The 8,225-nt window shown below is 42.3% G+C and carries 12 protein-coding genes; all 12 read left to right on the forward strand.

Annotated features, from left to right (window positions below; all coding sequences use genetic code 11):
* Positions 1-3: 3 nt before the first annotated feature.
* Entirely contained in the window at positions 4-516 is a 513-nt protein-coding gene (gene rpsE / locus QVO66_RS09180) for a 30S ribosomal protein S5 (protein ID WP_053398841.1), read from the forward strand.
* An 11-nt stretch (positions 517-527) separates the two neighbouring features.
* Complete coding sequence (gene rpmD, locus QVO66_RS09185; RefSeq protein ID WP_021855185.1) at positions 528-704, forward strand: 50S ribosomal protein L30; 177 nt, start codon at positions 528-530, stop codon at positions 702-704.
* A gap of 26 nt (positions 705-730) precedes the next feature.
* Positions 731-1,177: a 50S ribosomal protein L15 gene (gene rplO / locus QVO66_RS09190; RefSeq protein ID WP_021855186.1), complete on the forward strand. Its 447-nt coding sequence runs from the start codon at positions 731-733 to the stop codon at positions 1,175-1,177.
* 4 nt (positions 1,178-1,181) lie between these two features.
* Entirely contained in the window at positions 1,182-2,525 is a 1,344-nt protein-coding gene (secY, locus tag QVO66_RS09195) for a preprotein translocase subunit SecY (protein ID WP_021855187.1), read from the forward strand.
* 15 nt (positions 2,526-2,540) lie between these two features.
* Positions 2,541-3,335: a type I methionyl aminopeptidase gene (gene map, locus QVO66_RS09200; protein ID WP_125105469.1), complete on the forward strand. Its 795-nt coding sequence runs from the start codon at positions 2,541-2,543 to the stop codon at positions 3,333-3,335.
* Positions 3,336-3,343: 8 nt separating this feature from the next.
* The gene (infA, locus tag QVO66_RS09205) at positions 3,344-3,562 is read left to right on the forward strand and encodes a translation initiation factor IF-1 (RefSeq protein WP_021855189.1); all 219 of its coding nucleotides are present in this window, start codon (positions 3,344-3,346) and stop codon (positions 3,560-3,562) included.
* A 14-nt stretch (positions 3,563-3,576) separates the two neighbouring features.
* Positions 3,577-3,693 (forward strand): type B 50S ribosomal protein L36, encoded by a 117-nt coding sequence (ykgO, locus tag QVO66_RS09210; RefSeq protein ID WP_021855190.1) that lies wholly within the window; start codon positions 3,577-3,579, stop codon positions 3,691-3,693.
* 30 nt (positions 3,694-3,723) lie between these two features.
* Positions 3,724-4,104, forward strand: a complete 381-nt coding sequence (rpsM, locus tag QVO66_RS09215; protein ID WP_021855191.1) for a 30S ribosomal protein S13 — start codon at positions 3,724-3,726, stop codon at positions 4,102-4,104.
* Positions 4,105-4,113: 9 nt separating this feature from the next.
* Positions 4,114-4,503, forward strand: a complete 390-nt coding sequence (gene rpsK / locus QVO66_RS09220; RefSeq protein WP_021855192.1) for a 30S ribosomal protein S11 — start codon at positions 4,114-4,116, stop codon at positions 4,501-4,503.
* Between the two features lie 69 nt (positions 4,504-4,572).
* The gene (gene rpsD / locus QVO66_RS09225; protein ID WP_021855193.1) at positions 4,573-5,178 is read left to right on the forward strand and encodes a 30S ribosomal protein S4; all 606 of its coding nucleotides are present in this window, start codon (positions 4,573-4,575) and stop codon (positions 5,176-5,178) included.
* Between the two features lie 12 nt (positions 5,179-5,190).
* Positions 5,191-6,183, forward strand: a complete 993-nt coding sequence (locus tag QVO66_RS09230; protein WP_021855194.1) for a DNA-directed RNA polymerase subunit alpha — start codon at positions 5,191-5,193, stop codon at positions 6,181-6,183.
* Positions 6,184-6,253: 70 nt separating this feature from the next.
* A complete protein-coding gene (gene rplQ / locus QVO66_RS09235) occupies positions 6,254-6,748 on the forward strand; it encodes a 50S ribosomal protein L17 (protein WP_053398839.1) in 495 nt (164 codons plus the stop codon).
* Positions 6,749-8,225: the final 1,477 nt, after the last annotated feature.

Below are 8,225 nucleotides of genomic sequence, written 5' to 3' on the forward strand. Positions count from 1 at the left end.
ATTATGGCAATGAACAAAGTTAAAATAAATAGTGACGTTGAATTAAAAGACAGATTGGTTGCTATTAACCGTGTTACTAAGGTAACAAAAGGTGGTCGTACCTTCACATTTGCTGCTATTGTTGTAGTTGGTGACGGCAACGGAGTAATCGGTTGGGGTCTTGGAAAGGCAGGAGAAGTTACCGCTGCAATTTCTAAAGGTGTTGAGTCTGCAAAGAAGAATCTTGTTAAGGTTCCTGTACTTAAGGGTACAATACCTCATGAGATTGAGGCAACATTCGGTGGAGCTCAGGTTTTCTTGAAGCCTGCAGCAGCCGGTACTGGTCTTGTAGCCGGTGGTGCTATGCGTGCTGTGCTTGAGAGTGTTGGTGTTAAGGATGTCCTTGCTAAGTCAAAGGGCTCTTCTAACCCTCACAACCTTGTTAAGGCTACTATCGTGGCTCTGACACAGTTGCGCGATGCTTATACCATTGCCAAGACACGTGGAATCAGTTTGGAAAAAGTATTTAGAGGATAGGAGATAATAATATGGCAACAATAAAGATCAAGCAGATTAAAAGTAAAATTGGTGCTCCGCTAGACCAGAAACGTACACTTGCGGCTCTTGGTTTACGTAAAATATCTCAGGTCGTAGAGCGTGAAGATAGTCCTACCCTTCGCGGTATGATAAGGAAGGTTCACCATCTGGTAACCGTTATTGAATAATAACTCACATTAAAAAAGAAACGATTATGAAACTAAATAATTTGAAACCAGCTGCAGGTTCTACTCATTCACGCCGCCGTATCGGCCGTGGACCAGGTTCTGGCCTTGGTGGAACGTCTACACGTGGTCACAAGGGTGCTAAGGCACGTTCTGGTTATAAGAGAAAGATTGGATTCGAAGGTGGTCAGATGCCTTTGCAGCGTCGTATACCGAAGGCTGGATTCAAGAATATTAACCATAAGGAGTATTTTGCTGTAAACCTTTCTACGCTTCAGGAGATTGCTGAGGCAAAGAATCTTACAAAGATCGGCATTCAGGAACTGAAGGCTGCTGGTCTTACCAATGGTAAAGAGTTGGTTAAGATTCTCGGAAATGGTGAATTGAAAGCAAAATTGGAAGTGGAAGCTCATGCTTTCTCTAAGACTGCTGAAGAGGCTATCAAGGCAGTTGGTGGTAACACAACAATAATCTAAGTAAATGAAAAAGTTTATTGAGACACTGAAGAACTGTTGGAAGATTGAGGATTTGCGTCAGCGAATCCTCATCACCATAGCATTTGTTGCAATTTATCGTTTTGGATCATTTGTTGTTTTGCCAGGAATTGATCCATCAATGTTGCAGAAATTGCAGTCGCAGACAAGTGGCGGTCTTATGTCGCTGCTTGACATGTTCTCCGGTGGTGCTTTCTCCAATGCTTCTATCTTTGCATTGGGAATAATGCCTTACATCTCAGCTTCTATCGTAATGCAGCTGCTTGCAGTTGTAGTGCCGTATTTCCAGAAGATGCAGCGTGAGGGCGAGAGTGGACGTAAGAAGATCAATTGGTATACACGTGTGCTTACCGTTGCAATTCTTTTGTTCCAGGCTCCTTCTTACTTGATGAACCTGAAGATTCAGGCCTATGGTGCTTTGTCATCAGGCATTGACTGGTCAGTGTTCATGATACCCGCAACAATTATTCTTGCTGCAGGTAGTATGTTCGTTTTATGGCTCGGTGAGCGTATTACGGATAAAGGCATTGGAAATGGTATCTCATTGATCATTATGATAGGAATCATCGCCCGTCTGCCGCAGGCATTTATACAGGAGGTCAGCTCTCGCTTTACGGCAATCACTGGCGGTGGTCTCGTTATGTTTATTGTTGAGATACTTATACTTTATGCTGTCGTTTGTGCATCTTTGCTCTTGGTTCAGGGCACTCGCAAAATACCAGTACAGTATGCTAAGCGTATTGTCGGTAACAAGCAGTACGGTGGTGCACGCCAGTATGTTCCGTTGAAGCTCTTCGCTGCTAACGTTATGCCTATCATCTTTGCTCAGGCATTGATGTTCATTCCGTTGGCAATCGTTCAGTATTCAACAGACCAGAGCGGTTACATTATCCGTTCTTTGATGGATCACAGAAGCTTGTTGTATAATATTGTGTTTGCAGCACTTATAATTGCTTTCACATATTTTTATACAGCATTGACTCTGAACGCGACACAGATGGCTGAAGACATGAAGCGTAATAATGGCTTTATACCCGGCATCAAGCCAGGTAAAGACACCGCTGATTATATCGATACAGTTATGTCTCGTATAACATTCCCCGGTTCACTCTTTATTGCGTTTATCGCTGTAATGCCTGCTCTTGCTGGATTGCTGAATGTTCAGGATGCTTTCTCTCAGTTCTTTGGTGGAACATCTCTCCTCATTCTCGTAGGTGTTGTTATAGACACACTCCAGCAGATCGAAAGTCATTTGATGATGAGACATTACGATGGCTTGCTCAATTCAGGTCGAATTAGAGGCCGTAATGGCGGCGTTTCTGCATATTAGAGTATTTCTTACTGAATGAAGATATTTCTCAAGACAGAAGATGAAATAGAACTGATGCGAAAAGCCAACCAGTTAGTTGGAAACACTTTGGGCGAGATAGCAAAGCATATCAAGCCCGGTGTTACAACTTTACAGTTGGATAAAATAGCAGAAAGTTACATCAGGGACAATGGGGCAATACCAACCTTCAAAAATTACCCTAACCCTTTTGGTCAACCTTTTCCGGCAAGCATCTGTACTTCTGTAAATGATGTAGTTGTTCACGGAATACCAGACAACAAGACTGTGCTTCGTGACGGCGATATAATATCTGTTGACTGTGGTGCTCTTTTAAACGGTTTTAATGGTGATTCTTGTTATACTTTTTGTGTAGGTGAAGTTTCGGCTGAAGTGAAGCAGTTGCTTCTGACTACCAAGGAGGCTCTTTATTTGGGTATCGAGAATGCCGTTGCCGGAAAACATATTGGTGATATCGGTCATGCCGTGCAGGCTCATTGCGAATCGCGAGGATATGGAGTTGTCAGAGAACTGACAGGACATGGTATAGGACGCGAGATGCACGAAGATCCATCTGTACCAAACTATGGCACTAGTGGTTCGGGAGTATTGCTTAAAGCAGGCATGTGTATTGCGATAGAACCGATGATAACGATGGGCGACAGATCCCTTTGCATGATGCCCGACCGTTGGACGATAAAGACATGTGACGGGAAACCTGCTGCACATTTTGAACATACAGTAGCGATATATCGGGGTAAGGCAGAAATTTTATCTTCTTTTGAGGAAGTTGAACGATTAGAAAGAAATTAATTTTAAATATGGCAAAACAAGACGCAATAGAGCAGGACGGAACAATCGTAGAGGCATTGTCAAATGCAATGTTCCGTGTAGAGTTGGAGAATGGCTGTCCTATAACGGCTCACATTTCGGGTAAGATGAGAATGCATTATATTAAGATTCTTCCCGGAGATAAAGTAAAAGTTGAGATGAGTCCTTATGATTTGACAAAGGGCAGAATCGTATTCAGATACAAATAATTTTATAGAGATATATGAAGACAAGAGCATCATTAAAGAAACGTACTCCCGATTGCAAAATCGTTCGTCGTAAGGGTCGTCTGTACGTTATTAACAAGAAAAACCCTAAGTACAAATTACGTCAGGGCTAAAACATTAAATTTTTTAATTAATTAACAAAAATGGCAATAAGAATTGTTGGAGTAGATTTGCCCCAGAATAAGCGTGGCGAAATCGCATTGACTTATATTTATGGTATAGGTCGAAGTAGTTCAGCAAAGATATTGGATAAAGCAGGCGTAAGCCGTGACCTGAAGGTCTGCGATTGGACAGACGATCAGGCAGCTAAGATCCGTGAAATAATCGGCGCTGAATTCAAAGTAGAAGGTGATCTCCGTTCAGAGATCCAAATGAATATCAAGCGACTGATGGATATTGGTTGCTATCGTGGAATTCGTCATCGTAACGGTCTTCCGGTTCGCGGTCAGAGTACAAAGAATAATGCTCGTACCCGTAAAGGTAAGAAGAAGACTGTTGCTAATAAGAAAAAGGCTACTAAATAATAATTAGTTATGGCAAAGAAAACAGCAACATCTAGAAAAAGAAATGTAAAGGTTGACGCTATGGGCCAGCTTCACGTTCATAGCTCTTTCAACAATATCATTGTATCTTTGGCTAACAGCGAGGGCCAGATTATTTCATGGTCTTCAGCCGGAAAGATGGGTTTCCGCGGCTCAAAGAAGAATACTCCTTATGCAGCTCAGATGGCTGCCGAGGATTGTGCAAAAGTAGCTTATGACCTTGGTCTCCGTAAGGTGAAGGCATATGTTAAGGGTCCGGGTAACGGCCGTGAGTCAGCTATCCGTGCCGTACACGGTGCCGGAATCGAAGTTACAGAGATTATCGACGTAACACCGTTACCCCACAACGGTTGCCGTCCTCCAAAGAGAAGAAGAGTTTAATCAAGTACACAAATCCGCCATCCTGCGTTGTGCAGGATGGCACAATAAAACAAAGTATTTTAAATTATTATGGCTAGATATACAGGTCCGAAATCAAAAATTGCGCGTCGTTTTGGTGAACCCATTTTCGGCGCTGACAAAGTTTTGTCTAGGAGAAACTTCCCTCCTGGACAGCATGGCAATAATCGTCGCAGAAAGATGTCTGAGTATGGTGTCATGTTGGCAGAGAAGCAGAAAGCTAAATACACTTATGGTGTGCTTGAGCGTCAGTTCCGTAATCTGTTCGAGAAGGCAGCAAAGGCAGACGGTATTACCGGTGAGGTATTGCTCCAGAGCCTTGAGTGCCGTCTTGACAACGTAGTGTTCCGCCTTGGAATTGCTCCTACACGTGCTGCAGCTCGTCAGCTGGTTAGTCATAAGCATATTGTTGTTGACGGTAAGGTAGTTAACATTCCTTCATATTCAGTTGCTCCCGGTCAGGTAGTAGGTGTTCGTGAGAAGGCTAAGTCTCTTGAGGTTATTGAAGCAGCTTTGGCTGGTTTCAATCACAGCAAGTATCCTTGGTTGGAGTGGGATGAAAACACAAAGAGCGGCAAGCTTCTGCACAAGCCGGAGCGTGCTGACATACCGGAGAACATTAAGGAACAGTTAATCGTTGAGTTGTACTCTAAATAAATCATTAAATTAATGGCGATATTAGCATTTCAAAAACCTGATAAAGTTGTAATGTTGGAGGCGACAGACAAATTCGGCAAGTTCGAATTTCGTCCTTTGGAGCCAGGCTTTGGCGTTACCATCGGTAACTCATTGCGCCGCATTCTTCTTTCATCGCTTGAGGGTTATGCTATCAACACAATCCGTATTTCGGGTGTTGAGCATGAGTTTTCCTCTGTACCTGGCGTAAAGGAGGATGTTACCAACATTATCTTGAATTTGAAACAAGTAAGATTCAAGCAAGTAGTAGAAGAATTCGAGAACGAAAAAGTTAGTGTCACCGTAGAGAATTCAACAGAGTTCAAAGCAGGTGATATAGGTAAGTATCTGACTGGATTTGAAGTGTTAAACCCTGATTTGGTGATTTGTCATTTAGATGCCAAAGCTTCAATGCAGATTGATCTCACTATAAACAAAGGACGCGGATACGTTCCTGCTGACGAGAACCGTGAGTTCTGCACTGACGTCAACGTTATTCCAATCGATTCTATTTACACTCCGATCCGTAACGTGAAATATTCAGTTGAGCCGTATCGTGTTGAACAGAAGACCGACTACGACAAGCTGGTTATTGAAGTTACGACGGACGGTTCCATTCACCCGAAGGACGCTCTTAAGGAGGCTGCCAAGATTCTTATTTACCACTTCATGCTGTTCTCTGACGAGAAGATTACTCTTGAGAACAATGATGTTGACGGTAATCAGGAATTCGACGAAGAGATACTCCACATGCGCCAGCTGCTCAAGACAAAGCTCATAGACATGAATCTTTCTGTTCGTGCGCTTAACTGTCTTAAGGCTGCTGATGTTGAGACTCTTGGCGATTTGGTTCAGTACAACAAGACCGACCTCCTCAAGTTCCGCAACTTCGGTAAGAAATCGCTTTCAGAGCTTGATGATTTGCTCGAGAGTCTGAATCTGTCGTTTGGTACCGATATTTCTAAGTACAAATTAGATAAAGAGTAACCGTGCATAATCCGGCGCATGGCTGATACCTGCGCCGGGCATGCCGATTTATCGCAAAAGAAAAACAAAAATGAGACATAATAAGAAATTCAACCATCTGAGTCGTACTGCATCTCACCGTAAGGCTATGCTTGCTAACATGGCTGTATCGCTGATAATGCACAAAAGAATCACTACGACTCTCGCTAAGGCTAAGGCCTTGAAAAAATATGTAGAACCTCTGATAACACGTTCTAAGAATGACACAACAACATCTCGCCGTGTAGTTTTCCGCTATCTGCAGAACAAGTATGCCGTTACAGAGCTGTTCAAAGAGATTTCTACTAAGGTGGCTGACCGTCCGGGCGGATACACCAGAATCATAAAGCTGGGCTTCCGTCAAGGTGACGCTGCTGAAATGTGCTTCATAGAGCTCGTTGATTATGATGAGAACATGGCTAAGGCTCCCAAGGCTGCCAAGAAGACTCGTCGTAGCCGCCGCTCTAAGGCTGCTGAAGCTGCTGAAACTCCTGCAACTGAGACTGCAGCAGAGGAAACAGCTACAGAAGAAGCTAAGGCAGAATAATAACGTCGAATATATCTCTACAATAGCGCTTTTTCCCGTGAGGGAAAAGGCGCTTTTTTTATATCATTATTTTCTCAATAATGAAGAGGCTATGCCGGACCAATGGCGCGTGTGCAATATTATATCAGTTAGGCGCACTTTCTTATATTTCCAGATGAATCAGAAAAGCAAGAGGCAGGTCCAAAATTTTATTTTGACCAACATGCCAATAATTTAATTTTTGCCCCGTGCAGTTATTGCTGGATTTGCAAAAGCTGTATGTTTATTTTCCAATTATTGAGTCAACAACAATAACAGTTATAGGTTAAGCCAAAGTCAACTTTAATCAGGTAAAAGACTGTTAGAAGTCAACCAAAATCAGAAAAGGTAACTAATATAATGAAATAAAAAGTTTTATTAAAAACTTGTCACTCGTCACATTCTTGTCTAAAGCCTTGTGCAACAATATTTTATGGCGTGATGAGTTGTAGGGTGAACTCATCACGCCGGTATGCCGCTGTGCCGTTGTGATGTTTCCTTAATACAACTCGTCACGCCATAATGTGTTGATATTCTGTGAGTTAGGTGCAGATGTGATGAGTGACGAGTTTTTTATAAAACAATTTTTATTTTCCTTACGCTTGTCTTCAGTATAAATTGTGCCCTTTCAGCTTGTGAAAAGCCATATTTTATAGGGTAAAAGCATACCTATTGTGTTGCCGTTCAGCACCTTTTGCATCGTGGATGTTCGCAGGTGATTATGCTTTTAGCGCTTTCATGGCAGACAGCAGATTGTCTTATATTGCATGGTTAAATGTTTATCGCGTACAAGACAGACTGTGACTCTATTCAACAGGTATACAGATGCCTTCATCGGCTTATTTGTTCTTGTGGTATTCTTGTCGTCATTCTTTTTCTGACATAGTCTGCTATGACTTAAAATGGCAAACGATAGTCTGCTCAATATAAAATGATAATCCGGCAGAATCATGGTGAGCGATTATGATAAAATCGCGCAAAGTGTAAAAACGGAAACTCAGATTAATCAGAGTTGGAATATTTTTCGTATCTTTATAGCCGTAAACTTATGGTGATGACTGTATACCAACGAGTGAATGAAGAGAAACCTTTTATGACCTTAAACGTTTTTTACAGAGATTAAATACAGGCGAATATGATCTACGATGAAATACCCGCAAAGGTTATCCGTATATTCCGCAGCTTGCAGGCCTGTTGCATTTGCATAATATCATGTAGCTGTTATGTGACAGCGATGCACCTTGGCCGTCTATATGTCTGCCTGGCGTGTACGCCTTGAAATGGATTTGCATCAATTTAGGTAAAAACATAAATCTATACGAAAATGAAGAAGACGATATTTATTCTTGTTATTGCGTTCTTTGCACATCTGTCAGTGATGTCGCAGAATGATGGAAGCCCTCCGCAGTTATCAACAAATAAAGCCGATCATGGCGTGTGGTTCAGCATAGAGTTAGGC

Origin of the sequence: Prevotella sp. CAG:255 (assembly GCF_000431195.1) — a bacterium.
Taxonomy (GTDB): Bacteria; Bacteroidota; Bacteroidia; order Bacteroidales; family Bacteroidaceae; genus Prevotella; species Prevotella rara.

Bases quoted from the DNA above. Each gene is read 5' to 3' on its own strand.
- infA (WP_021855189.1), top strand. From the start codon at position 3,344: ATGGCAAAACAAGACGCAATAGAGCAGGACGGAACAATCGTAGAGGCA.
- secY (WP_021855187.1), top strand. From the start codon at position 1,182: ATGAAAAAGTTTATTGAGACACTGAAGAACTGTTGGAAGATTGAGGAT.
- rpsK (WP_021855192.1), top strand. From the start codon at position 4,114: ATGGCAAAGAAAACAGCAACATCTAGAAAAAGAAATGTAAAGGTTGAC.
- rpsD (WP_021855193.1), top strand. From the start codon at position 4,573: ATGGCTAGATATACAGGTCCGAAATCAAAAATTGCGCGTCGTTTTGGT.
- rpmD (WP_021855185.1), top strand. From the start codon at position 528: ATGGCAACAATAAAGATCAAGCAGATTAAAAGTAAAATTGGTGCTCCG.
- QVO66_RS09230 (WP_021855194.1), top strand. From the start codon at position 5,191: ATGGCGATATTAGCATTTCAAAAACCTGATAAAGTTGTAATGTTGGAG.
- map (WP_125105469.1), top strand. From the start codon at position 2,541: ATGAAGATATTTCTCAAGACAGAAGATGAAATAGAACTGATGCGAAAA.
- rpsE (WP_053398841.1), top strand. From the start codon at position 4: ATGGCAATGAACAAAGTTAAAATAAATAGTGACGTTGAATTAAAAGAC.
- rpsM (WP_021855191.1), top strand. From the start codon at position 3,724: ATGGCAATAAGAATTGTTGGAGTAGATTTGCCCCAGAATAAGCGTGGC.
- rplQ (WP_053398839.1), top strand. From the start codon at position 6,254: ATGAGACATAATAAGAAATTCAACCATCTGAGTCGTACTGCATCTCAC.
- ykgO (WP_021855190.1), top strand. From the start codon at position 3,577: ATGAAGACAAGAGCATCATTAAAGAAACGTACTCCCGATTGCAAAATC.
- rplO (WP_021855186.1), top strand. From the start codon at position 731: ATGAAACTAAATAATTTGAAACCAGCTGCAGGTTCTACTCATTCACGC.